This window comes from bacterium, from assembly GCA_022763185.1.
Classification (GTDB): domain Bacteria; phylum Bdellovibrionota_G; class JALEGL01; order JALEGL01; family JALEGL01; genus JALEGL01.
Genome location: JALEGL010000005.1, coordinates 1 through 23,486 on the forward strand (window position 1 = coordinate 1; position 23,486 = coordinate 23,486).

Annotated in this window: 21 protein-coding genes; 12 read left to right on the forward strand and 9 right to left on the reverse strand. The window is 36.6% G+C overall.

Annotated features, from left to right (window positions below):
* The first annotated feature begins 112 nt into the window (after positions 1–112).
* Positions 113–1,129: an endolytic transglycosylase MltG gene (gene mltG / locus MRY82_01575; protein ID MCI5071617.1), complete on the forward strand. Its 1,017-nt coding sequence runs from the start codon at positions 113–115 to the stop codon at positions 1,127–1,129.
* A 69-nt stretch (positions 1,130–1,198) separates the two neighbouring features.
* On the forward strand, positions 1,199–1,891 hold the full coding sequence (locus MRY82_01580) for a transposase (GenBank protein MCI5071618.1): 693 nt from the start codon (positions 1,199–1,201) through the stop codon (positions 1,889–1,891).
* Between the two features lie 15 nt (positions 1,892–1,906).
* Here the strand turns inward: MRY82_01580 and rimO are convergent, their stop codons facing one another.
* Genes rimO through MRY82_01595 form a run of 3 tightly spaced genes read right to left on the reverse strand, consistent with a single transcriptional unit; the run spans position 1,907 to position 6,630 of the window.
* Positions 1,907–3,259: a 30S ribosomal protein S12 methylthiotransferase RimO gene (rimO, locus tag MRY82_01585; GenBank protein ID MCI5071619.1), complete on the reverse strand. Its 1,353-nt coding sequence runs from the start codon at positions 3,257–3,259 to the stop codon at positions 1,907–1,909.
* 55 nt (positions 3,260–3,314) lie between these two features.
* Positions 3,315–4,139, reverse strand: coding sequence for an outer membrane lipoprotein carrier protein LolA (locus MRY82_01590; protein MCI5071620.1), 825 nt, complete (start codon positions 4,137–4,139; stop codon positions 3,315–3,317).
* 58 nt (positions 4,140–4,197) lie between these two features.
* Positions 4,198–6,630 (reverse strand): DNA translocase FtsK 4TM domain-containing protein, encoded by a 2,433-nt coding sequence (locus MRY82_01595; protein MCI5071621.1) that lies wholly within the window; start codon positions 6,628–6,630, stop codon positions 4,198–4,200.
* A gap of 133 nt (positions 6,631–6,763) precedes the next feature.
* Between MRY82_01595 and MRY82_01600 the strand changes: the two genes are divergently transcribed.
* Positions 6,764–8,002, forward strand: a complete 1,239-nt coding sequence (locus tag MRY82_01600; protein MCI5071622.1) for a putative DNA modification/repair radical SAM protein — start codon at positions 6,764–6,766, stop codon at positions 8,000–8,002.
* A 1-nt stretch (position 8,003) separates the two neighbouring features.
* The gene (locus MRY82_01605; GenBank protein ID MCI5071623.1) at positions 8,004–8,780 is read left to right on the forward strand and encodes a TIGR03915 family putative DNA repair protein; all 777 of its coding nucleotides are present in this window, start codon (positions 8,004–8,006) and stop codon (positions 8,778–8,780) included.
* Positions 8,781–8,799: 19 nt separating this feature from the next.
* Here the strand turns inward: MRY82_01605 and MRY82_01610 are convergent, their stop codons facing one another.
* The 6 genes from MRY82_01610 to MRY82_01635 all read right to left on the reverse strand — a co-directional run bounded on the left by MRY82_01610 (position 8,800) and on the right by MRY82_01635 (position 15,693).
* Positions 8,800–10,461 (reverse strand): ribonuclease J, encoded by a 1,662-nt coding sequence (locus tag MRY82_01610; GenBank protein MCI5071624.1) that lies wholly within the window; start codon positions 10,459–10,461, stop codon positions 8,800–8,802.
* Complete coding sequence (locus MRY82_01615; protein MCI5071625.1) at positions 10,458–11,438, reverse strand: ABC transporter ATP-binding protein; 981 nt, start codon at positions 11,436–11,438, stop codon at positions 10,458–10,460. Before MRY82_01615 ends, MRY82_01610 begins: the two co-directional genes overlap by 4 nt.
* 82 nt (positions 11,439–11,520) lie before the next feature.
* On the reverse strand, positions 11,521–12,297 hold the full coding sequence (locus MRY82_01620) for a hypothetical protein (GenBank protein ID MCI5071626.1): 777 nt from the start codon (positions 12,295–12,297) through the stop codon (positions 11,521–11,523).
* The gene (locus MRY82_01625) at positions 12,251–13,957 is read right to left on the reverse strand and encodes a tetratricopeptide repeat protein (GenBank protein ID MCI5071627.1); all 1,707 of its coding nucleotides are present in this window, start codon (positions 13,955–13,957) and stop codon (positions 12,251–12,253) included. Before MRY82_01625 ends, MRY82_01620 begins: the two co-directional genes overlap by 47 nt.
* 169 nt (positions 13,958–14,126) lie before the next feature.
* Positions 14,127–14,843 carry an RsmE family RNA methyltransferase gene (locus MRY82_01630; GenBank protein ID MCI5071628.1) on the reverse strand — a complete coding sequence of 239 codons (717 nt, stop codon included), beginning with the start codon at positions 14,841–14,843 and terminating at the stop codon, positions 14,127–14,129.
* 7 nt (positions 14,844–14,850) lie between these two features.
* Positions 14,851–15,693: a diguanylate cyclase gene (locus tag MRY82_01635; GenBank protein ID MCI5071629.1), complete on the reverse strand. Its 843-nt coding sequence runs from the start codon at positions 15,691–15,693 to the stop codon at positions 14,851–14,853.
* A 60-nt stretch (positions 15,694–15,753) separates the two neighbouring features.
* Here MRY82_01635 and MRY82_01640 point away from each other — a divergent pair, with 60 nt between their 5' ends.
* The 8 genes from MRY82_01640 (at position 15,754) to fmt (ending at position 23,433) form a co-directional block, all read left to right on the forward strand.
* Positions 15,754–16,923, forward strand: coding sequence for an anhydro-N-acetylmuramic acid kinase (locus MRY82_01640; GenBank protein MCI5071630.1), 1,170 nt, complete (start codon positions 15,754–15,756; stop codon positions 16,921–16,923).
* Positions 16,924–16,952: 29 nt separating this feature from the next.
* Entirely contained in the window at positions 16,953–18,758 is a 1,806-nt protein-coding gene (locus MRY82_01645; GenBank protein ID MCI5071631.1) for a TIGR03663 family protein, read from the forward strand.
* Positions 18,742–19,932, forward strand: coding sequence for a radical SAM family heme chaperone HemW (gene hemW, locus MRY82_01650; protein ID MCI5071632.1), 1,191 nt, complete (start codon positions 18,742–18,744; stop codon positions 19,930–19,932). Before MRY82_01645 ends, hemW begins: the two co-directional genes overlap by 17 nt.
* A gap of 75 nt (positions 19,933–20,007) precedes the next feature.
* Positions 20,008–20,442, forward strand: a complete 435-nt coding sequence (locus tag MRY82_01655) for a hypothetical protein (protein MCI5071633.1) — start codon at positions 20,008–20,010, stop codon at positions 20,440–20,442.
* 121 nt (positions 20,443–20,563) lie between these two features.
* A complete protein-coding gene (locus MRY82_01660; protein ID MCI5071634.1) occupies positions 20,564–21,010 on the forward strand; it encodes a hypothetical protein in 447 nt (148 codons plus the stop codon).
* A 203-nt stretch (positions 21,011–21,213) separates the two neighbouring features.
* The gene (locus MRY82_01665) at positions 21,214–21,897 is read left to right on the forward strand and encodes a PilZ domain-containing protein (GenBank protein ID MCI5071635.1); all 684 of its coding nucleotides are present in this window, start codon (positions 21,214–21,216) and stop codon (positions 21,895–21,897) included.
* 72 nt (positions 21,898–21,969) lie between these two features.
* A complete protein-coding gene (gene def, locus MRY82_01670) occupies positions 21,970–22,470 on the forward strand; it encodes a peptide deformylase (GenBank protein MCI5071636.1) in 501 nt (166 codons plus the stop codon).
* Positions 22,471–22,476: 6 nt separating this feature from the next.
* Positions 22,477–23,433: a methionyl-tRNA formyltransferase gene (gene fmt / locus MRY82_01675; protein ID MCI5071637.1), complete on the forward strand. Its 957-nt coding sequence runs from the start codon at positions 22,477–22,479 to the stop codon at positions 23,431–23,433.
* The last annotated feature ends 53 nt before the right edge of the window (positions 23,434–23,486 follow it).

A 23,486-nucleotide genomic window follows, 5' to 3' on the forward strand; every position in this document is an offset into this window, starting at 1 on the left:
AATCGTCGTTTTTGTTTTATCATCCCCGTGACATCTCAACTCCACTTCCTATAAACCATCATCAATCTAAAACTGGCTAATTTTTACTTTTTAATCTAATAGTAATTTACTGATGATTAAGTTTTTTCAGTTGGCTGTTGGGGCTGTTGTTTTTGTTGTAGGCTTATGGCTGTTGCAACTTATTTATTTATCTCCTCGTCACAACAAAAGTCAAACTGTTATTGTTCCTAAAAATGCCTCTGCTAAAAGTATTAGCTACTTATTGGCTGAAAAAAACATTACAGCTTATCCAAAGCTATTGTATGCCTATCTACGTCTAAACAATGTTGCAACAAAGCTTAAACCCGGTGAATACGAGCTCAAAGAACGTGAAAGCTTTCAAAAACTAAAACTCACTTTACTAAAAGGCTCGGTAAAGCTTTACAGTGTAACCATTACAGAAGGTCTTAATATTTATGAAATTGCAGATATTTTAGAAAAAAAAGACATTGTTAATAAAAAAGATTTTTTAATGTCAGCTCTTGATCCTGATTTATGTAAAATCTTTTCCATCCCTGCTCAAAGTTTTGAAGGTTTCTTATTCCCAGACACCTATTTGTTTGAAAAACATACCCCTGTCAACAAAGTCCTGCATACCATGCATGAGCAATTTAAACTCAACTTACCCATACCTTCACAAGTTAAGGCCAAACGGCTGGGCTTATCACTTTTAGAATGGATTACCTTAGCCTCAATTATTGAAAAAGAATCCAGCAACATTCCTGAACAGCCCATCATTTCATCAGTTTTTCATAATCGGCTCAAAAAAGACATGCGTTTGCAAACTGATCCTACCGTCATCTATGGCATTAAGAATTTTGATGGTAACTTAACCCGAAAGCATTTAAGGACTTTAACCCCTTACAACACTTATATGATTAAAGGTTTACCTCCTGGTCCCATTGCCAACCCAGGGCTAACTGCCATCAAGGCCGCAGTGAACCCAGCAAAAACTGACTACCTGTACTTTGTAGCCATGGGCAATCAAAACCAGCACTATTTTTCAAAAACTTACCAACAACATCTTCAAGCTGTAAAATACTATCAACTGAAAAAAGGAGACCCTCCACCACCCCAACAGTACCCATAGGTATGACATACCTATAGGTACTAACTGTGAATAAGATATTTTGGTATACGGATTGCTTACATTATCTTTATGCCAAAAAGACCATTAATCAGAACAGATGTTTTCCCTTACCATATTTATGCTAGAAGCAATAATAAAGATCCTTTTCCTATCCCCCTCAACCAAGTATGGGAAATATGCTTAAAATATTTTGAAAAAACACATGAACAGTACAAACATAAGACTTATGCTTTTGTATTAATGCCCAATCACTTTCATTTACTAATAAAAACACCTTATGCAAACATAGATAAAATCATGCATTACTGGATGCGAGAAGTTAGTAAATCCATCACGTATCGTGCACAGAGAATCAACCATATTTTTGGTAGTTCATATAAGTGGTGTATTATTCAAGACAGTATTTATTATTCTAATATATATCGCTACATTTATAGAAATCCAGTCAAAGCAAATTTATGCCCCAATGTAGAAATGTATCCCTACTCTTCACTAAAATATCTCCTGGCTCCTGAAATAAAACCTCACTTTTACCTTTTTGATGATGAATATATTGAGCTGTCAGAAATAATACCTCGCAACATACAAAAAAGACTATCTTGGTTAAATACTTGTTTTTCAGCAAAGGAAAGTGAGTTAATTAAAAAAGGATTAAATAGAACTGTATTTGCTTATTCAAAAAGTAGGCGTTTTTATAAAGTAAGAGATCATTTAATTAAATACCCTTTGGGTTTATCTACAACTAAGTACCCAAAGGTATGACATACCTTTGGGTACTTATGCGTACAAATCGTATTCACTGACAGCTTCTACATCTACTTCTACAAAACTGCCAATAGGATGACGTTGGCTGACAAAAACTTCACCATCAATATCCAAAGCCTGGCTCTCTGCTCTGCCAACAGACAAATGCATGCTTTCTTGTGGTAAATGCTTGTCAATCAAGACTTTAACTGTTTTCCCCAGCATGGCTTCATTTTTTTTAGCTGAAATACCTTGTTGCAAAGTCATGAGTTGATGCTTGCGCTCTTGCTTGATGGCTTCATCTATTTGATTTTTCATTAAATAGGCGCCAGTATTTTCTTCTAAAGAATAAGTAAATACGCCCAAACGATCAAATTCAAACTCTTCTACAAAATCATACAGTTTTTGAAATTGAGCTTGAGTCTCACCAGGGAAGCCAACAATCAGGGTTGTTCTAAGTGTTAAATTGGGAATACGATCCTGCAACTTTTTAAGTAAATCACGCGTGGCTTGTTCATCCACTTTACGGCGCATGGTGGCCAGCAGCTCTGAATCAATGTGTTGCAAGGGCATATCCAAATAATTACAAATACGCTTTGAACCTGCAATTAAATCAATGAGCTCATCGGATATATGTTGAGGATAAGCGTACATTAGACGAATCCACTCTAAACCATCAATTTGATCCAACTCTTTAAGTAAACCATACAAACTGGTTCCATCATTTCTATCAATGCCATAGGCCGTGAGATCCTGCGCTAAGAGATGAATTTCTTTGGTTCCTCGTTCTACCAAGCCTTGAACTTCTTTTACCACTGAATCAATAGAACGGCTTTGTCCAGGGCCACGAAGCCTTGGAATAATACAGAAACTGCAGGTGCGTGAACAGCCTTCAGCAATTTTCACATATGCCGTATGCTTGGGTAAAACTGCAACCCTGGGGGTTGCATAATCATAGGTAAATTTTGGTTTTGTGACCAAAGATCTGGCCATGGGCAACTCATCATCAGTGGACTTTATTTTTTGGGCGGAACCCACAAAGCTGGCAATACTTTCAAACTCGCCAGTGCCTAAAAAGTGATCCACCTCTGGCATACTTTGCTCAAGGTCTTTGGCATAACGTTGTGACAAACAGCCAGCAACCACCAACTTTTTGAGCTTTCCTTTTTCTTTCAGTTGCGCAACATCTAAAATGGTGTCAATGGATTCTTGTTTGGAATCTTCAATAAACGAACAGGTGTTGACCACCATGACATCAGCGTCATCTTGATTATCGGTGATTTCCCAACCCTGATTTTTTAGATGCCCTAACATGACTTCTGAATCCACAAGATTCTTTGGGCAACCCAAGCTGATCATGCCTACTTTTTTAGTCTCTTTACTCACAGCTCGCTTCTACTTGATTTAAAAGACATTTGCAATGCTTGTTTGTATGCATAAATTACAGTGAGAAATTATCTGTACTGACAATTTTTGCATTTTTGGGTTTTTTAAATTTAAAAACGCTAGCACTGAGTTTTATATTGTTTTTTATATTGTTAAAGCGCAGGGTGTTTTCTCCACCAAAAACATCAATCACTTTACTTTCTTTAATGCTGTACACTGAAGCTTTTTCCAAAACCATCTGGATTTGCTCAATATTAGGAACAGCCTCTTTGGGTGTTAATTTTAAAGTGACCGTTTTTTTATCTTCTTTAACCATTTCTATATGAAACATGCTGCTGGCTTTTTTTTGCCCAAAAAGCAGAGCTAAACCAATGGGGGCTTGATCAGGGCTGGCTTGATCACTTTGCATCACCTGGCCAAAAGCCGGGTCATACAAACTTAAATGCTCACCGTCCGCTAAAAAAAACTTACCTTTTGGGCTGGCATAGTCCCATTTCATTTTTCCAGGTCGGGATATGTATACTTTTCCTTTGGCTGACTTTTCTTTTAAACCGGCAATGTATTCTTGTACAAAGTCAGCTTGCATGGTTTTAACTTGACTGTAGGCTTGATCCAGTTTTTTTGCATAGAATATGTCTTTCTGATTTTGTTGCTTATTCACTGACGCTTGCGGCTTTTTATCTGTTGTTTTATCAGCTGTTTTTTTTTGAAGCCCACCACTTTTAATCAACAACTCTGTTTTCTTTTTTTGAGTTTCTTCATCTTCACTACATTGCACTTGTTTAGAGTCAATAGAGCATTTGGGCAGCTGTTCAGCTCCAGCCAACATCACAAAAACAACACTGCTTAGCAACACACAAAAAATACATCTTAAAACCATTGTTTCATTCCTTTTCTTTGTTTAATATTCTTCCAAACCATACGATCTAACTTAATCATCAAACCATTCCTTCAAAGCGGTTCATGTTCAATTCTTTGGGTTTGCCCGTGTCACCGGCAATCAAATACCCTTCATCTTCCATACGTTCCACCAAACGAGCCGCTCTATTGTAGCCTATTCTTAAGCGCCTTTGTATCATAGAGATTGAACCTGAACCGTGCCTTAATACCAGCTCCAAGGCTTTGGGATACAATTCATCATCTGGATCACTGCCTTCATTTTCTGACTGCATCACACTTTCTTCAGCCGCTTGCAAGATCTCTTCTTTGTATTGAGGTTGTGCTTGCGCTTTCCAAAAATTGGTAACACGTTCCACTTCTTTATCTGAAACAAACGCACCATGAATCCGCTCCAATTTGGATGTCCCAGGTGGCAAATACAACATGTCGCCAGCGCCCAACAACATCTCAGCACCGTTGGTATCAATGATGGTTCTTGAATCAATCTTTGAAGACACTTGAAAGGATATGCGTGATGGCATGTTGGCCTTGATCACCCCGGTAATCACATCAACAGACGGACGTTGGGTGGCCAGTAACAGGTGAATCCCGGCAGCACGCGCCATCTGTGCCAAACGTATAATAGACTCTTCCACTTCACGGCTGGATACCATCATCAAATCTGCAAGTTCATCAATAACAATCACAATAAAGGGCAAAGTCCCAGTGTGCTCTTGTTCTTTTTTTTCATAAACATTGTGATTGCTTTCATCTGCATCTTGATAGGCTTGTTTTTCTTGTTCAATCCGTTTTTGCTCTTCAATCACATCCCAAACCTTTGCATTGTAACCTTCTAGGTTACGCACACCAATATCGGCCATGAGTCTGTAGCGCCTTTCCATTTCGGCTACCGCCCAACGTAAGGCGGCTGAAGCTTTCCTTGGATCGGTCACCACCGGCAACAACAAGTGTGGAATTTTATCGTACAAAGACAACTCCAGCATTTTTGGATCCACCAAGATCATTCTTACTTGGTCTGGCGTTGCTTTATACAATATAGAGGTAATCATAGAGTTAACGGCAACAGATTTACCTGAGCCGGTGGCGCCGGCCACCAACAAGTGCGGCATTTTTCTTAAATCTGCGGTAAATGCATTCCCGGAAATATCTTTACCCAAGGTCATGGTGAGCAAACTTTTATTTTTTTGAAAAACATCTTCTTTAACAATGTCTTTTAAATAGACGGTTTGTCTTTTGGCATTGGCCACTTCAATCCCAACCGCAGCTTTGCCTGGTAGCATTGTGATTCTTACGGAAAGCGCTTTTAAGGCTAGAGTGAGATCATCATTCAAGCGAACAATTTGATTCACCTTAACCCCTGGCGCTGGCTCAAATTCATACATGGTCACCACAGGACCAGGCTGAACCTCAATCACTTTACCCTTAACACCAAAGTCATTGAGCTTTGCTTCTAGCACTTTGGCATTGTTTAATAGTTCTTGTTTATCAATAACCAGCTCTTGATCCTCATCTTTAGGTGCCTCAAGTAAATCAAGTTCTGGCAAGGTGTATTGAATAGGGTCTTCCGTTGCTTTAAACATAACCGTCCCTTTATCACCAAACACATCTTCTTCACTCGTCTCTTGATCTTTTGTTTGCTCTGCATCTTGATTGAATTGTTTAATAACAATAGGAATATCTTCATCTAAAGCATTCGTATCAGTTTCAGCAGGCTGGTTTGCAACATCCTTTAAAGTAACTTTTTTGCCCATTAATTTATTTTGGTCAAAACGCTCTTTGTATTGAGGTTTTTGTTTCAACTTTTGCTGCCCACTTTTAAAAAGCCTCCCTAAGCTAGACAAAGACTTTTGTACCGCCGACATCGTTGTCTGGACTAAAACAATAAGCCCAGCCCTGCATTGCATGAAAAACTGTCTCACACTGAGTCCAGTCATAAAAAACAGAGATGCAAAAAAGACAACACCCACCAACAAAGCAGTACCGGCAACTCCCAACCAAGATTGTCCATACTGTGCTGCCCAAAAGCCTAAAGCCCCGCCCCATGATGACGGGTAGCTCACATTTTGATCAAAAAGACTTAAACATACTGCTATGGCTAACAACAAACCACAAGCAGAAAAAAACCTTCTTTTTTGAACAACTTTTTTCTCAGAAAACACCAACAACACTGCTGCTGTTAAGAGTAAGGCTATTAAGACATACGATGCATAACCCAAGGCCTGAACATATAAATCAGCCAAATAACTACCAAGCAAGCCTCCAAAGTTATGGATACGATGCTGACCTTCAACGATTGTTGTAAATGAAGGGTCAACTGGATTGTAACTAATCAATGCTAAAAAAGAAAAAACTGCAAATGTGAATAAAATAAAGGCCCAAAATTCTCTTACCGCCCACTGATGCGCTTGATCATCTTTGGTCACTGATTTTACCGTTTTAATCTTAGTATTCTTGGTCTTTTTCTTGGGCATATCCGTGCAAGTATAGCGTGTGATTCGCAATGCAGCAAGCCATGTTTTGATAAATAAAAAAAGCTTACATTTAATCTAAGTAAAAACTTTTTGATTTCTGTACATTTTTCAAAATAGTGTTTACTTTATTGAAGTGGACCATAATAGAATAAGAAAAAAACTCAAAATTTTAGCTGATGCCGCCAAGTATGATGCTTCTTGCGCCAGCAGTGGTTCAAATAGAGCTAAAAAACCTGATAAAAATGCTATTGGTGATACGCAAAGCATGGGCATTTGTCATAGCTATACCCCAGATGGTCGCTGTATTTCTTTATTGAAAATTTTAATGACCAACTACTGTATTTATGACTGTAAGTTTTGCATCAATAGAGTTTCCAGCAATGTTCAACGAGCTCGATTTACCCCCCAAGAAGTTGTGGACCTCACTCTATCCTTTTACAAACGCAACTACATTGAAGGGCTTTTTTTAAGCTCTGGCATTATTAGAAGTTCAGATTACACCATGGAATGTTTACTTAACATTGTCAAAGCTTTACGCACCCAGCACCACTTCAATGGCTATATTCACCTTAAAGTTATTCCTGAAGCTTCACAAACTTTAATTCATCAAGCTGGACTTTATGCAGACCGACTTAGTGCCAACATTGAGCTTCCCAGCAAACAAGACATCAAACAATTGGCCCCTGAAAAAAGTATTACAACATTAAAAAGTCAAATGCTGGGGATACGCAATGATATCATTGAATCTAAACACGATTACAAAACCAAAAAAAAATACAAACTTCCCATGTTTGCTCCGGGTGGCCAAAGCACACAAATGATTGTTGGCGCAACTCAAAGCCATGATCGATCCATACTCAAAACTTCTTCTTCCATGTATAAAAATTATAATATGCGAAGAGTGTATTACTCTGCCTTTAGTCCTATTCCGGATGCGCATAGTCTATTAAGTTTAAAAAAGCCTCCCCTGATACGTGAACATAGGCTATACCAAGCCGACTGGTTATTGCGGTTTTATGGTTTTGATGTGGATGAAATTGTCCCAGAAGATGTCCCTGATTTAGACCTTAATCTTGACCCAAAAACGGCTTGGGCTTTAAATCGAAGGGATCTATTTCCTATTGATATCAACACGGCTGACAAAGAACTTTTGCTTAGAATTCCAGGCATTGGTTTAAGAAGTGTCCAAAAGATCCTACATATTCGTAAGTATCATCAACTTCAACACCATGATTTAAAAAAGCTTGGCCTTGCTTACAATAGAGCAAAACACTTTATCAAAGCAAAAGACCACCTAAAGTCTAGCTTGCTTGACCATGAGCAGCTCAAACAACACTTGAGTTCAGAGTCTAAGCAAATGGAGCTTTGGTAAGATGTATTATGTTGATACCATTGAAAGTTTTGAACATTGGCAAAAACTTGCTCGTAGCTTCATATTCAATCAAATTTCTCCCCGCGATATTCTATGGAATCACAATGGGCAACAATCGCTGTGGGCCAATTCAAACTTATTGGAACCAGCACAAAAAATTTCAGTCTCCAGACAGTTTATTCACTTAGCCAAGACGGTTGCTTGTCATCAAGATAATGAAAAGTGGGAACTGTTGTATCGTGTACTCTACCGCATTCAATTTGAAAAAAAACACCTTTTACACATGCACCATGACCCAGATGTAAAAAAGCTTCTTCTTATGAGCAAGGCTATTGCTAGGGACTGTCATAAAATGAAGGCTTTTGTAAGGTTTAAAGAAGTCAAAAAAAAATCCGATTGTTTCATCAGCTGGTACGAACCGGATCATTGTATTTTAGATCGTGTGACACCTTTTTTTAAAAACCGCTTTGCTAGTATGCATTGGGTAATTTTAACACCTTATAAAAGTGTTGCCTGGAACACAAAAACTCTTACTTGGGGAGGTCCAGGAAACTCATCTATATATACTCAATTGACTGACCAAACAGAGGAGCTGTGGGATATTTTTTACTGTTCTATTTTTAACCCCAACAGACTAAAAGTAAAAATGATGAAATCAGAAATGCCAGTACGATTTTGGAAAAATCTACCTGAAAGTAAAAATATTCAGTCTCTTATCCGTAACGCTCAACATGAAAGTTTTAAAATGCTTGAGCAATCAAAAAAAACCAAAACTTAAGCCAATTTAATTTATCCCATCAGACCTGCAAAATTATAGGGATGACCTGAGGTTTTCTGCCCAGATTTAAGTCTACAAATTTTCTGGCTGCTCTTTCTATACTTTGCATACCATTGAATCGTTTTTGTTTTTTTAAATCATCAAAGTAGCGATTCTCGATATAAACGGCCATTTTAGATAGCATCTCTTTTTCTTGTTCTTTAAAAAAGACACCTGGAGCCTGAATATCCAAATCACTTTTCCACATCCAATTTTTTTGATCCACCACCAAGGACAAGACAATCATTCCGCAATAGGCCATTTTACGCCGTGTTCTACAAAAACTTTCTCCCACTTGACTGAGCTGTTTATTCATAACCACAATAGGCTCTAATGACTCTATCCTCTCAACATGACCCTTATCTTGCGTAACATGCGCACACTCACCGTTTTCTACAAGCAAGACACTTTTAACGCCTTGTTCATTGGCCAAGTCAGCATGTTTGAGCAAATGTCTATACTCCCCATGAATGGGAATAAAATGTTGCGGTTTAATCAAATCAAGGGCCAAACGTAAATCTTCTTTATAGGCATGTCCAGAAACATGAATGTCTGAACCTTGATTGGTATAGACCTTGGCACCGGTTCTGTGCAACTCATTGATAATTTGATAAATCGCTTTTTCATTACCTGGAATAAAACGAGAAGACATCACCACATCATCTTTTTCTTGTAAAAGATAACTTCGATGTTCATCATAAGCCATTCTTGCCAATGCTGCTCTGGGTTCACCTTGTGTTCCAGTCGATAGTAAGGTCAATTTTTTTCGAGGCAAAAGAACCGCTTCATCTTCATCAATCAAAGTATTGTCTTCAAACTGCAAATAACCTAAGTCTTTAGCCAAATGCACATTATGCACCATAGACCTGCCCATAACGGCAACCTTGCGACCATGTTTTTCGCTTAGGTCAATAACTTGCTGTATCCTTGGAATATGCGAAGCAAAAGAAGCCACAACAAACCAGCCTTCACACTCTTGCATCAAGCTACCTAAGCCGTCTTTAACACTACTCTCCGACTTGCTCTTTCCAGGAACTTCTACATTGGTGCTGTCCGATAGCATGAGTAAAACATTGTCTTTACCCAGCTGCCCAAAACGTTCAATATTGGTTTTTGACCGAGGGTCTGATTCATCAATTTTAAAATCACCTGTATGAACAACCTTGCCTATGGGAGTATCAATGGCCAGAGCAAAGGCATCAACAATAGAGTGACTGACTTCAATAAACTCAATATTGAACGGGCCCAAATCATAAAACTCGCCATTTTTGACCTGATGCAGCTTGTGTTGTTTTAAATCTAAACCGTGCTCAAGATATTTTTTCTTAAGTAACTCTAATGTAAAACGAGATCCAATAACGGGTAAATTGATATTTTTCTGAACATAAGGAATGGCTCCAATGTGATCTTCATGACCATGGGTTGCAATAATACCATGCACTTTAACATCACTTTTAAACAAGGGTAAAAACGGGGGTAAAATCAAATCTATTCCGGGGTAATATTCATCAGGGAACATAACTCCAGCATCAATAATAATTGCATCTTGCTCATGCTGTAAAACCAGCATGTTCATACCAATTTGCCCTAAGCCGCCTAAAGCATAAATCTGAATTGCTGATGATCTTTTATTTTTTTTCATTGTTGTGCCTTCATGCATCGAGTCCAATGGTTTTTATTCAGTAAAATTTTCTGCATGTCGTAACTTAAACATTCTGGTGTACTCTCTTTACATCGATCATAAAAACGGCAATGCTCTGGATAATCTTTTAAGGAAGGAACTGTACCAGAAATAAAGGGAAGTTTCTTGCCTTTATGTTCATTCTCTAAGTTTAATACAGAAGCAATCAACGCTTGGGTATAAGGATGCTTAGGGGTTTTCATTATGGTTTGAATATCTGCATACTCAACCATTTGACCAGCATACATCACAGCAACATCATCAGCCATCTCACAAACAACTCCAAAATCATGGGTAATAAACAATATGGCCATGCCATGTTCTTTTTGCATTGCTTTTAACAAATCTAAAATTTGCGCTTGGATGGTAACATCTAAGGCTGTCGTAGGTTCATCTGCTATAAGCACATCCGGCTCACATATCAATGCATGAGCAATTAACACCCTTTGCAACATACCTCCACTTAACTCATGAGGGTATGCATCGTAACGTTTCTCAGGTGCAGATAAACCTACTTTTTCAAAAAAACTGATGACACGCTCTTTAGCCTTAAGTTTATTTTGTGGAAAATGCAAAAGATACGCTTCTTCTACTTGTTTCCCTACTTTAAGAACAGGGTTCAGTGCCTCAAAGGGGTCTTGAGGGATAAAGCCAATATGTTTACCCCTAATTTTAGATTTATCTTGATCACTTAAGCTTAGTATATTTTTATTTTTAAAAAAAACTTCTCCTGATCCATACTTAAACTGTGCCAATTTTTGCTGAGCAAGAATACTTTGAGCAGTTACGGATTTACCTGAACCGGACTCACCCACCAAACATAATGTTTTGTTAGGTCTCAACTCAAAATCAATATTCTCACAAGCAAGTTGAAACACTCGGCTTACATTGAAGCCTACACTTAAATTTTTAATCTCCAAAACATGGTCTTTTTGCATATTCTCTCCAATTAAAAGGATTCAATAACTCAAATATACACAAAACGAATTTGATTTACGCCTTTAATTCTTACATGAATTGTCATTCAATTGACATAGGTTTTTTTTCTAATGTTTTTAAAAAACTTTTCTTAAATTTTTCCCATTTTTTATCATTCAATGCTTGTTCAAAAACTTGATTAAGAGTCAGCTGCACCTTTTTATCTTGATAATTAAGATCAATTAACTTTGGCAACATTTTTTTTGACGGTAATTTTATATATTTTTTTATATGTATAACCAAGTCATCTTTGTATATTTCTGACTGATACAAAGCACATGTTTTTTTTGAGACCCAATGCTTTACTGAGCCAACTTCAAATGAAATATATTTTCTATGGTCATAAATATTGGATACCTCTTCACTATCCCAATCTATGTAAAAAAACTGCACTATATCCTTCATGCTCAAGGGCACCGTCAAAATTTGCCCAAGCCCTTCTGAAACCAAACCTTGCCAAAAATTCTGTTGTTTAGACTGCCAAAGATACATATACTCTTGGTTGATAATAGCCAAAGCAATATTAAAGCCTAGTTTATCTACACTCAACATCATTTTACCCTGCTGATTGAGTTGAAAACCTGCTAACAAATTAATTTTTTCATTGTCCTGCGTCGGTAAACTGACTTTTAATTCACCGTGTAGATCAGAATATTTTTTTTGTGAGTTTAAGGCATGTGCAATACATTGCTGCTGACTAAAATTCTTATAAGGGTTTATTTTTTTTGAACACCCATACAAGAATAAGCTAATAAGGCCTGCCCATAAAAAACTACAGCTCTGCCAATTTACTTTCAATTCTTTTCTGATCTTCTGCATTTGGATTCATTTTAAGTATTTTTTTATACCATACCTTAGCTTTAGATTTTTGCTCCATCTTGGCATAAGTATCTGCAATATGTTCTTTAATGATTGACTCATCTGATCTATTACCATGCGCCATTTTTAAATATTTCATTGCCTGTGTATATTCACCTTTTTTATAATACGCCCAACCTAAACTATCCATAATATAAGCATTATCAGGAGCTATACGGTGTGCTCTTTGAACATAAACAAAAGCATCTTCAATGTTTCTATCTCTTTCTAACATAGAATAACCAAGGTAGTTCAATGCTCTAGCATGATCTGGGTTTTTTTCTATCACTGAATATAAAATTTTTTCCATTTCATTGAATTTTTTTTGCTCTTCTAAAACCTGAGCATAACTGAACAAATACTGTATGTTATCGCCTTCTTTAGATAAATGCTTTTTTAAAACTTCTTCAGCTTCTTCAATCTTACCTTCACTGATGTAAAACCTTCCTAATGCTCTAATAAAACGGTCACTATAATGTTTTTTATTTACTTCTTGCAGATGTTGTTCTGCTTTTTTCTTTTTATCCTGATCAAATAAAATTTGTGCCAAGACCAAATTTGCATCAACATAATATTCATTTTTTTCTTTTACTTTTGAAAAACTTATTAATGCTTGGTCATATTCACGGGTTTTTTCTTGTAGCAAACCAAGATAATAATAAGCAACATCATACTGGGGGTGGTGCTTAAGCAATTCATTCAAGTAAGATTTACTTTGATCATACTCATCTAAGTAATAATGATTGATTGACAACTTACTCAAGTATGTTGCATTTTTATTTTCTTTTTCATAGAGCTTGAAAAAATGTTTTTTTGATTTTTTGTATTGTTTTTTATTCAAATAAAGTTCAGCTAAATGCAAACGCATCAAATCATCATCCTTATCTAGCTTTAAAACTTTTTCATAATGTTTGTAGGCTTGATCATAATTGCCTTCATACTCTTCCAAATAACCCAAAGCTTTTATATTGGGTAAATACTTAGGATTATATTTCTTTGCTTTAACAAAATATGTTCTAGCCTTAGCATAATCTTGCTGCTCAGAGTATACCCGTGCTTTGTAAAAATAAATAATATGTTTTTCTTTAAATTGTTTCTGGGCACTATCTAAAACATACAAAGCTTCTGGATAGTTTTTTTCTAACATATAAACATGACTCAGAGACATGGCATCTTCAATGGTTGCTGTATCTTTCTGATCAAAAAGTTCTTTGTATATTTTTATAGATTTATCTGTATTACCTTTAGATAAATATAAGCTTGCCAGTAACCTTTTTGCAGTATCATTTTTAGTTTCAAGCTTATCTATTTGTTCCAGTTTTTTTTGTGCTTGATCTATTTTTTGTGCTTGAAGATATAAAATAGCCTGTTTCAACATCACTGTATCATCTGTTTTATCTTTTTTATGCTCTTGGGCATAGTGTTCTTGCGCTTTTTTAATATCTCCAGAAAATTTTTCATTTACTTCATCGATTAAACTCGCTTGTAGAATTGCTATTGTATTTGGTTTTTTTTCATGTTTTTTTACAGAAAAATCACCCCGCTTTTTACCTGCACAGGCTCCTATTGCTAAGGTTAGCATTAATGCAATTATATGTAGTCTGTTTTGTTTGTTTAACATAGCTTCCTTATCTCTTGATTCATTACAAAAAAATGTTCGATAGGTTTCATTGGCTCTTTATAACACTTAATTCAATACCAATTTGGCCATTCTAGTACAGTTTTCTAATTTATTCTATAACTTAATCCTCACCACTCAAGATAAGCTAATGATTAATGAGCTTCTTTTATCATCCAAAGTCACAAAAAGTTAAAGCTTGCGCTGCCGCTACAATTGCGGCTGTCTCTGCCCTCAAAACATTAGGCCCTAAAGATACTGACTCAAAATCATGTTGCAGAAACAGCTCTTTTTCAGATACATCCCAGGAAGCTTCAGGTCCAACAGATATTATAACTCTTTGCCTACTATTCAATTTAGGTAAGAACATACTGTTCTTTGTCTCATTTTCATTGAGGAAAACTTTTTTTTCTGCTTTTTGAGAATTCTTTAATAAACTTAATAAATTGTCTTGAAAATAAATATTAGGCAAATAAGGGTTCCCACACTGTTTTATTGACTCTATTGCCTTAACATGCAGTTTTTCATGGTGCTTTTTTTTATCTAATATTTTATGACTTCTTTTACTTTTTACAAAGTAAATAGACGACACACCTATTTCTGTTAATTTTTCTACAATTAATTTTGCTTTATCTAAAGACAGCATGGCAATATAAAATTCAATCGTACATATTTTTTTTAATTCTTGCTTAAAAGCAATGACTTCGCATTTATCTTTACACAACTTAACTTGTGCAACACCACCCGTGCCATTGAGTGCCGTAAAAACATCACCATCTTTTTTTCTTAAGACTCGCTTGAGCCAATGACTTTGGTTTTTATCCAGTACCAAGTCAGAGCTGTTCTCATTCAAACTTTCAAAAAACAATCTAAAAACCTGTGCATCCATATAGCTGCTATATGTTTCTTTGACTGACAATATTCACCCGCTCTCGCTTACAAGCCTCTTGTAAAAAACCAAAAGCATTATTCAGCATTGAAGCCGAGTCATATATACAATCATTTTGAGTGCTGCTGATCCCTAAATTAATACGGATAGGAGCATCACCGTACTGTTTAAAATTATTTTGCAATCGATGCGCAAAGATTAAGGCATTATCCAAAGCTGTATTTTTTAATAGTATACAGAAAATATTATCTTGATAACGACACAAAATATCGTAACGTCTTGAACTTTTTTTTATTAACTCTACATGGTGTTTGGTGTCTTTTTGAGCTGATTCGGTCTCAACACTTAACATAACACAGCTCAAACTTTGTCCTGTCTTTTGGGCATAGTCCAACTCTTTGCTAAAGCGTTGTTCAAAAAAATCTTTCTTCAACACCCCATAAGAGTCCAACATGTTTTTCTTAAAATTAAACTCATTTAAACTAAGTTCATCGTAACTTTTATAAACAAACTTTAGTTGAAGCTCACCAATTTGAATACAGTCATTTTCCTTAATGCTAGTTTGATAAATACTCTGACCATTAATCATCGTAGGATAAACTTTAGAGTAATGACTGATTGTAATGTTTTTTTTATCCACAATATCTAAACGTGCGTGCAACTCATCAATACCTTGCCCACGTAAAGCAATAGCATTATTTTTTGTTGAACCCATATTCATGGATTGTTGATCTATATGAATCATTGATCCAGCATCAAATCCATTCAATACGAGTAAGCACGGTTGTAGATCAAAGTCTGCCTTACGTTGAGGTGATTTTTTACTTTTATTTAACACTGTTTTTTGCATTTATCGACATAGTATAGCATGTTCTATACGCGAATGAAGTCTTTTGTAACAATTGGATTAATGTCTGGAACCTCAATGGACGGAATGGATGCTGTTTTATTTTCCTATCAAAGCAATGAAGAAAACAGTTCTCCCCATTTAGAAATCATAGCCTCACACCAAGTACCTTATAGTCAAGCATTTAGACAGCGTTTATTGGATTGCATTGATGCACGTAATTTAGAAGAAAGCTGTGAATTAAGCTCTTACTGGGCACAGCTGGCTATTGAAACCATCCATGACCTTTTAAAAAAATCCAAACGCCGTCCGCATGATGTTGATGTTATCGCGAGCCATGGACAGACTCTGCTTCATCACCCCTCAAAATTACCACATCTTAATTTTGGCTATACTTTACAAATTGGCTCACCCAGCTTTATTGCTCAACACACTGGAATTACCTGTGTTGGCAATTTTAGACAAAGCGATATAGCCCAAGGGGGTCAAGGAGCACCACTTTTACCTACAGGTCACGCTATATTGTTTAAGCCGGATTCAGGATACAGAAGCATTCATAATTTAGGAGGGATCAGTAACTTAACTTTACTCTCAAACAAAGGGGTTATCATGGCCTATGATACTGGCCCAGCCAATATGTGGATAGATGCTGCCTGCAGACATTACAGTAAAAATGAATACAGTTATGACCCGCATGGACAACTGGCCCAAAAAGGAACCGTTAACCCAAACATGGTCAAAGCCTTACTCAAACACCCTTACTTTAAAGAAAAAGCCCCAAAATCTACTGGTTATGAAACATTTGGAAAACATCACCTTGAAGCAATCTTTAAAAAATTTAATGCTTTAAGCTTAGAAGATGCTTTGGCCAGTGTCACCGATGCCACCGCAATCAGCATTGCTCAAGCCTACCAAAAAGATATATTTCCTAATTTTGACCCTCTTCATGAAATTGTATTCAGTGGTGGTGGCTGTTACAATTTTAGTTTAATTAAAAATATACAGCGTCATTTAGGTAAAAAAGTAACTCTCCAGTCTACTCAAGATTATGGCTGTGCACCTAATTTAACTGAAGCTGTTGGCTTTGGGGTCTTGGCAGTTGAATTTTTACGAGGCAAGCCCAACATTGACCAAGTCGTAACTGGGGCACAAAAAAACTCGATCGGCGGCGAGCTGGCTTGGGGATCTGATCCAAAACATATTGACAGATTAAAAAACAAGTTGTTAATCTAATACTTGCATTGACATGATTGAATATCCCCATGTTTAAAGAACTCATCACGCAAATAAAAAAAAGAAAATTGGTCGGTATTTTTATTGTCGGTGTTTTTTTATTGTTATGCTTTACGCGGTTTTATCAATTGGGAGACAAACCCTACCACCACGATGAATCACTGTATGCAAAATACTCTTATGATTATGCCACACAAAATTTTTACCGCTTTAACCCTATTCTTCATGGACCCATGCTTTTTACAGTACAAGCTTTGTGCTTCAAAGTTTTTGGCGACTCAGATTTTACCGGCAGACTTGGCAGTGCCTTATCAGGAATAATCCTGATTTATTTATCGTGTTTTTTATTGTTTTTACTTTTTAAAAGCCTCAAGCCAGTTTTGGCTTTTCTGACCTTAACAACACTCTCTCCTACCCTAAGTTATTTTTCCAGGTTTTTAGGCATGGATATGCTGCTGAGTATGTTGTTTGTTGCCTGCCTTGCAGCTCTTTATCAGTTTTTACACAGCAAAAAATCGTTTTATCTATTCAACAGCTTTATCTTTGCCTCATTCATGGTTTGCACAAAACTCAACTACTTATTTTATTTTTTCTTTTTATTCAGTTTTCTTCTTGTTTTATACTGCTACAAACGTGAAAGTTTCAGCAATATTCATCAGACTCTGAAATCTTATTTTACTGAGCACAGGTATATTAAAATAAGCTTTCTCATTGCCATACCGATTGTGATTTTTTCCCTCCTTTACTCTGGTTTTGGTCAACACTGGCCAGGTGTTTTAGATGGGCTTTACCGAGAAATGCTACCATACTGGATCAATCAACATAAAATTCAACGTATTCGAGGCCCCTTTCATTACTACCTACCTTTGCTTTTACAATACGAATTGCCTGTTGTTTTGGGAATGGTGTACTATTTTATCAAAATCATCACTTCTTCTAAAGCCTCTATACGTCAAAGTCTTTGGGTTTTTCTGATTTGCAGCATTGTTTTCGTTTTAATTAAGGTGTTTTGGGAAACAACTTTTTCTTCTCTTTTGAGTATCTTTCACTTTAGTCAAGCCTACCATTTTCTTATTTTAGCTTTTTATATTTTTGCTGGGTTTTCCATGACCCTTTACCACTTAAAAAACAAGCAACACTTTTATGCGTTTTGTATCTTTTGGTTTTGGGTTTCTTTAAGCCTATACAGTTACGCAGGAGAAAAAGTGCCTTGGCTGCTGGTTCATATTCTTGTTCCAGGATTTTTATACCTAGCTCCACAGATCAGCAAGACTGTTAACAACAGCTTAAACCATGTTCTTCAAAAAAGACTCTTAGGCTTAGGTCTGGTTATCCTTATCAGTTGGCAATTGTTTAATGTATATCGAGCTAATTTTATTTTTAGCGCGCACCCAAAAAATTTACTGGCCTTTACCCATACCTCCTGGGAAACTAAAACCATGGTCAACAAACTGTTGGCGTGCAAAAAAACCAATCCAGATATAAAAATTGAAACCCTAAATGCCGCATCAAGTATATGGCCCTTATCTTGGTATCTAAGACATTATCATGGCTGGTATACGGTCAATCAAAATCCAAGTTTGGATAGCCGTATTTTTATTCAAGACTGGAGCAGACGAGAAACCCTTCAACATCCACAATTGAGTCAATATACACCCTATCGATATAAACTTAGAGAATGGATGGTCCCTCATCAAACCTACAGTGACTTCAGTGCATATTTAAAGTATCTGTTTTTTTGGCAAGCCAAAGACCCAGAAGGTTCACTGGATAGCGTTGTTTATGTTCACCCCAATGCTTTAGACTGTTGGATTAACCATGGCAAACAACGCTGAGCCCTTAAGTATTTATATTCATATTCCTTTTTGTCGATACAAATGCCCTTATTGCGACTTTTTTGTTCTAGCCAACAAAACAGAAGATCATCATCACAACTATATTCACTCTATTGAAAAAGAAATTAAACTTTACCGACTATTACCTTTTAGCGAATCGCCTTCTATCCAAAGCGTTTATTTTGGCGGTGGAACACCAAGCTTAATTGACCCTCAATTGATCCATCGCTTATTAAAATCATTGCATCATCAATTTAAATTTGATTTTGAAAACGTTGAAATTTCTCTAGAAGCCAACCCAGAAGACATCACCTTGGACAAAGCCAAAGCTTGGAAAACAATGGGCATTAACCGAATAACTTTAGGTGTTCAGAGTTTAAAAGCTCAAGAACTCACCTTCCTAGGTCGAGAACATCAATGCCAACAAGCTCTAAACGCAATAGATCTTCTTAATCAAGTTGGTCTTAACAATATTGGAATTGACTTGATCTATCAATTGCCCCAGCAAAGTTTAAATGATTTCAAAAGCACTCTTGATTTATTATTTAGCCACCAATTCACTCACCTATCTTTGTATGGCCTAACCATAGAGCCTAAAACCCCCTTTGCAAAACAGGTCAATGCAAAACAATGGCTGCCCTTAGCCGAAGAGCCGTGCGAACAATTATTTTTTCTAGCCAAAGACTATTTATCCAAAAAAAAATTTCAACAGTATGAGATTTCTAATTTTGCGCAAGTTGGTTACAGGTCAAAACACAATCAATGTTACTGGCAGCATCAAGCATACTGGGGACTAGGAGCATCGGCTCATTCATATATACCCAAAAACAATCAAACTCATCAATCCGCCAAACGTTGGTGGAACCCAAAAAATTTAACACAGTATTATCAAGCCGTTGATCAGCAACATTACCCCTACGAACATGAAATTCTAAATGAAAAGCAAAACTTAATAGAATATATTTATACCCACTTAAGAACCCGTGGAATTGAGCTTATTTATATCAAGCAATATCTAAATACAAATCAACAACAGGCCGCTTGGCAAAGCCTTGTTCAAGATTTGATCAAGCAACATTACGCTGAACAAAACGCAAGCCATTTATTCCTAACTGCACAGGGTCAAATTCGCTCAGATTGGATTTGCCAAGAGCTTATTAGTATCTTAACTTAAGATAATTAATCTGATTAATATTTTTCTAAAAATAATTTATTTAAATAATTTTTAATCGCATGTTATGCAAATTTTATGTTGGGGAGAAGTTTACTGTTCATTGCTGTTTCACTGTATTTTTTTTCTAACTTTGCTCATGCCCAAACTGACTACAATCACTATCCAAGTTATCTAGAAGATATCGATACTGATGGGAGTGTCAAGCGCTGCTTTGATGTCCTTCCAATCCAAGATTCCTCTCCCCAGCAAGCTCGTATTTTAGATTTTTCATGCCCCAAAGAACTGCACTGCTATGAATGTTCTTTTGAAGGAGCTTTATTTGGTATTGAGTCACTGGCTTATTACAATGGGTACAGTAAGACTATTTCTTATCTCGATGGTGAATTACGCATGAATAAGGAAGGTTTTTGGGACTACGTTATTTTACCACCCTACGATGATGAGCCTATGTATTACGATCCTACATATCAAGAAGAGTACAGCAAAAATTTCTATCGAAGTCGACATTGACTGTTGAACCCAAAAAAGGTTTAAAAACCATAGCTGTATTTTTTTTAAGCATAATTTTAAATAATGTTGAGGTTAAAAATGTTAATTTTTACGCGCTGCAAAACAGTGTTATTGTCGATGCATGTTAAATACCAATAAAAAACTGCAACTGTTGTTTACGCTTACTTTTTTATACGCCCACTGGGCTTGTGCACAACAAAGATCAGCCTACCAAGAGTATCTTAAGGATGTTCGGATAGCTTCAGGTATGTCTGAAAAAAGCTCTCCCAAGCGTTGTTTTGACATTGAAGAGTTAGAGGCCAATACAGGATCAAATAAGGTAGTAATGATTTACGATTACTATTGCCCGCTGATTAATTCATGTTTACAAGAATGCAGTAGAGACCATGCACTAGAACTATTTAGTTCAATGTTTGAAGTAAACGCTTCTGACTATCCTAAGGATTATAAAACACTGCGTATTCCATATTTCTTCTCTGGGACCTTATATTATTCATATGTTTCAAACCAATGGCATTTAGAAAAAAATAATGCCGCAGCAAGCTTTAGTTATAAGGATTACAATTAGTCCCATTTATTTCTAAAAAAATTTAGTGAACAGTGCTAATCAAGCGTATCAATTGCAAAAAAACTGACTTAAATTGACTTAATGTATATAATTGGAGCCATGCTTTTAAAAATTGACCCAAAAATTATTGCTCTGGCTGTGTTTGCCATATTCATTGTGACCGTGTATTCCTTGATCAATAGATTCTTCCCCATTTTTTAGACATGAAAAAAGCCAAAGAAAAACGCAGTAAACCCCGCATAGAAGCCAAAGTACAAGTTATTTTGCAAGGGGAAGATCACATTCACACCGTAACTGGCGATTTGAGTAAAACGGGTATTTTTCTAAAAACCTTATTTCCTTTTGCCAAAGTGGGAGAAAAATTAAGCTTAAAGATAGCTCTTGCTGATGATGATCATTTCTTTAAACTTAAAGGTAGCGTTGTTAGAGTCAACCCCATGAATCAAGTAGATAAGCCAGCAGGATTAGCGGTTGCATTCAATAAGATTGATCCCCGTTACTCTAGAAACTTTGAAAATATGCTCTTACAGCTCTTTAAAGGCAAAGGCCTGGGCTGTCGCAAGTATCCCAGAGCACAAGTTGACCTAGACATTGAACTGAGTTCAAAGGATCACTCTCACCAAGCTTTAACCCATAATATTAGTATGGGAGGCTTATTTATAAAAACAGAACACCTCAATGATTTCAAATTGGGAGATAAGGTAAAAATCAATATCATCCACCCCTCTACCAAAAGAAAATTTTTGGTTCATGGTGAAGTTGTCCATCTCAAGCAGTCTGAGCACTTAAAAGGGGTAGGTATAAAGCTGGTTAAATTGTCGAATAAGCGCAAAGAAGATTTACTGATCTATTTTAAGAGTATTCTTAGTTATCAAAAAAGAAAATAGTTCAAAGCATCTCAGCAAAAAAGTTATCTTTGGGCGGTGTCAATCATGTTTTTTTGTGGTACATAGCCCATCATGGCTTTACGAGAAGTATTAACCTTTCCTAACCCTATTTTATTAAAACGCTCACAAGATGTTGAGGTTTTTGATGATGACCTACAAACCCTTGTAGAAGACATGCATGAGACTATGCTCCATGAAAATGGTATTGGTCTGGCAGCTCCGCAAATTGGTATTTTGAAACGACTTATTGTTATTCAAATCCCCGAAAGCGAAGACGATGAGGGAGAGTTTTTTGCTTTTTGCAATCCCGTCATCAAAGAAAAACGTGGAGAGGCTAAAATAGAAGAAGGCTGCCTGAGTTTACCTGAATTTTATGTTGAAGTTGATCGAGCCAAAGAAATCACGCTTGAAGCTTATACGCCAAAAGGTAAAAAAATCAGGCTTGAAGCCGATGGGCTGTTAGCCATTTGTATTCAACATGAAATTGATCACTTGGATGGTAAACTTTTGGTCAATTATGTCAGCTCGATGAAACGTGACCTCTACAAAAAACAAGTTTCCCATAAGGTATAGTTTTCTTTGCACCCTAAAACTCAACGCATTGTATTTTTTGGAACGCCTGAGTTTGCAGTACCCTGCCTACAAGCCATTATTGACTCTGGTAGAGATGTTGTTCAGGTCATTACCCAGCCTGACAAACCCAAAGGTAGAGGTAAGCAATTGGCAGCTCCAGCAGTTAAAATATATTGCCAACAACAAAACATCCCTTATCTTCAACCCAAAAAAATAAAAACCGAAGCTTTTTACACTCAATTGGAGCAATTCAGTGCTGACATCTTTGTTGTGGTTGCTTTTGGCAGAATTTTTACACCTCGTCATTTAAACATTTGTCCTTATACACTGAATGTTCATGCCTCTTTATTACCCAAATGGCGCGGGGCTTCCCCTATTCAGAGATCTTTACAATATGGCGACAAACAGACTGGCATCTCTATCATGCAATTGGTAGAAGAATTGGATGCCGGAGATGTTATGTACCAAGCTGCAATAAACATCACCCCCAACATGCGTTTTGAAGATTTATCACAGAAGCTATCCTTACTAGGTGCAGATTCCATCGTTAAAGCGTTAGATTTGATTGATCAAGACAAATCACACTTTAAACAACAGGATCATGATCAAGCCAGCTTTTGCCCGCCTATCAAGGTGGAAGAAGCACATATTGATTGGCAACAAAACAGTTTGGACATTCACAACCTCATTCGCGCTTTCCATCTTTGGCCCGGTGCTTTTTGCTTTGATGGCCAGAATAGAATTAAAATCTTACACAGTCAGTTATCTGACCCACCTGAGCATTGGCGAAATGAAAATAATTACAGCTGCGGTCAACTTGTTTATGGGAAAAAGCAACTTTGGGTCAAAACGGCTGATGCTTGGTTAGAAGTCTTGGAAGTTCAAATGCCCGGTAAAAAGCAAGTGCCTACACCGGCCTTTCTTGCTGGATATAAAAATAAAAATATCCAGTCTTGGCAATGATTCTTTCCTTTAGAATGCTTGGCTATGGGGAAAGCTTTTGTTTTTTTCAGCTT

Bases quoted from the DNA above. Each gene is read 5' to 3' on its own strand.
- mltG (MCI5071617.1), top strand. From the start codon at position 113: ATGATTAAGTTTTTTCAGTTGGCTGTTGGGGCTGTTGTTTTTGTTGTA.
- MRY82_01580 (MCI5071618.1), top strand. From the start codon at position 1,199: ATGCCAAAAAGACCATTAATCAGAACAGATGTTTTCCCTTACCATATT.
- MRY82_01590 (MCI5071620.1), bottom strand. From the start codon at position 4,139: ATGGTTTTAAGATGTATTTTTTGTGTGTTGCTAAGCAGTGTTGTTTTT.
- MRY82_01595 (MCI5071621.1), bottom strand. From the start codon at position 6,630: ATGCCCAAGAAAAAGACCAAGAATACTAAGATTAAAACGGTAAAATCA.
- MRY82_01605 (MCI5071623.1), top strand. From the start codon at position 8,004: ATGTATTATGTTGATACCATTGAAAGTTTTGAACATTGGCAAAAACTT.
- MRY82_01610 (MCI5071624.1), bottom strand. From the start codon at position 10,461: ATGAAAAAAAATAAAAGATCATCAGCAATTCAGATTTATGCTTTAGGC.
- MRY82_01615 (MCI5071625.1), bottom strand. From the start codon at position 11,438: ATGCAAAAAGACCATGTTTTGGAGATTAAAAATTTAAGTGTAGGCTTC.
- MRY82_01620 (MCI5071626.1), bottom strand. From the start codon at position 12,297: ATGCAGAAGATCAGAAAAGAATTGAAAGTAAATTGGCAGAGCTGTAGT.
- MRY82_01625 (MCI5071627.1), bottom strand. From the start codon at position 13,957: ATGTTAAACAAACAAAACAGACTACATATAATTGCATTAATGCTAACC.
- MRY82_01630 (MCI5071628.1), bottom strand. From the start codon at position 14,843: ATGGATGCACAGGTTTTTAGATTGTTTTTTGAAAGTTTGAATGAGAAC.
- MRY82_01635 (MCI5071629.1), bottom strand. From the start codon at position 15,693: ATGCAAAAAACAGTGTTAAATAAAAGTAAAAAATCACCTCAACGTAAG.
- MRY82_01640 (MCI5071630.1), top strand. From the start codon at position 15,754: ATGTCTGGAACCTCAATGGACGGAATGGATGCTGTTTTATTTTCCTAT.
- MRY82_01645 (MCI5071631.1), top strand. From the start codon at position 16,953: ATGTTTAAAGAACTCATCACGCAAATAAAAAAAAGAAAATTGGTCGGT.
- hemW (MCI5071632.1), top strand. From the start codon at position 18,742: ATGGCAAACAACGCTGAGCCCTTAAGTATTTATATTCATATTCCTTTT.
- MRY82_01655 (MCI5071633.1), top strand. From the start codon at position 20,008: ATGTTGGGGAGAAGTTTACTGTTCATTGCTGTTTCACTGTATTTTTTT.
- MRY82_01660 (MCI5071634.1), top strand. From the start codon at position 20,564: ATGTTAAATACCAATAAAAAACTGCAACTGTTGTTTACGCTTACTTTT.
- MRY82_01665 (MCI5071635.1), top strand. From the start codon at position 21,214: ATGAAAAAAGCCAAAGAAAAACGCAGTAAACCCCGCATAGAAGCCAAA.
- def (MCI5071636.1), top strand. From the start codon at position 21,970: ATGGCTTTACGAGAAGTATTAACCTTTCCTAACCCTATTTTATTAAAA.